The following is a 1,168-nucleotide window of genomic DNA, read 5'->3' as shown; positions in this document are numbered from 1 at the left end:
GGGGGCAACTGACCTCAGAAACGAATCCGCTCGGCGCGACAAGCCATTATGAGTACAAAGACATATTGCCGAACGAACTCTTCGTCATGATAAAGAGCAGCGTGCCGATAGATCGGGATATGACCCTGCATTCCGAGTACGAGTACGAGACAATTCGCGGAAAGTTAAAGCAAGCCGTCTCCAAAAATAGCAGGGGAGACATCGTTCAGCAGCAGAATTATGAGTATGATTACGTGGGAAATCCGGTCAAGATTCGGATAAAGGGAGATACGGCGGACACGGTCATTTCCCAAGAATTCAGCTCTCAATTCAAGAGCATGTATCTAAGCGGACAAAGCGTAGGGGTACAGAACGCTGACGGCAAGAATGAATTCGTGGAAAGCCGGATGGAGTATATTCCAGAGACCGGACTCCCGACGAAATATACGGACGGCAACGGCAACAGCATCTCCTATACGTATGACAAGCTGGGACGAATAACAGCCGAAATTCATCCCGACGGAACGAAGACGGCAGTCGTCTATGATGATCAGAACAACAAGATGTTCATTACCGATCCGAATGGTCTGCAAATCGAGAAGCATTTCGATCCGCTTGGTAACCTTATCGCCGAAACGAACGGACGAGGCATGGCCCAGCACACGTATGACGAGAACGGCCGGCTGATCCGTAAAGGGGACTTTAATGGATCCGAAATTCAATACGAATATGACGCCTGGGATCGGGTCATAAAGGAAAACCCCCTGAATGGAATAAAGCGCATTGTCTATGACGATGTGGCCAACTCGAAAACGATCTTCGACGAGACGAATAACGGCATTCGCGACACGTATGACATCATGAATCGGGTCATCAAGAAGGAAGAAATCAAGCCGTCGGGTCAAGAAGTCTTGTTGGCTCGTTATGAATACGACTATGCGGGCAACGTCAAGGTTGCTTACGATGGAAACCATAATGCGACGAAATACGAGTATGATGTACTGGGACGATTGATCGCCGTTACGGATGCTGAAGGGAAGACGACGCGGTATCGGTATAATCTGTCGGGCGCTATGGTCGAAGTCAAGTATGCGGACGGAAATACGGTTCAGAAGCGGCATGACGGCATCGGCCGCCTGCTGGAGCAAACCGATCCGAACAAGCAAAGCAAACGCTTCTATTATGACGG

At 49.5% G+C, this 1,168-nt stretch carries 1 pseudogene; it reads left to right on the top strand.

The features are described from left to right. Positions 1 to 1,168: pseudogene (locus tag ABN764_RS29460) on the top strand (polymorphic toxin-type HINT domain-containing protein); the annotation flags it as partial.

It is taken from the genome of Paenibacillus wuxiensis, assembly GCF_040195695.1.
Classification (GTDB): Bacteria; Bacillota; Bacilli; order Paenibacillales; family Paenibacillaceae; genus Paenibacillus_B; species Paenibacillus_B suaedae.
This window is presented reverse-complemented; position numbering and strand designations above follow the sequence as displayed.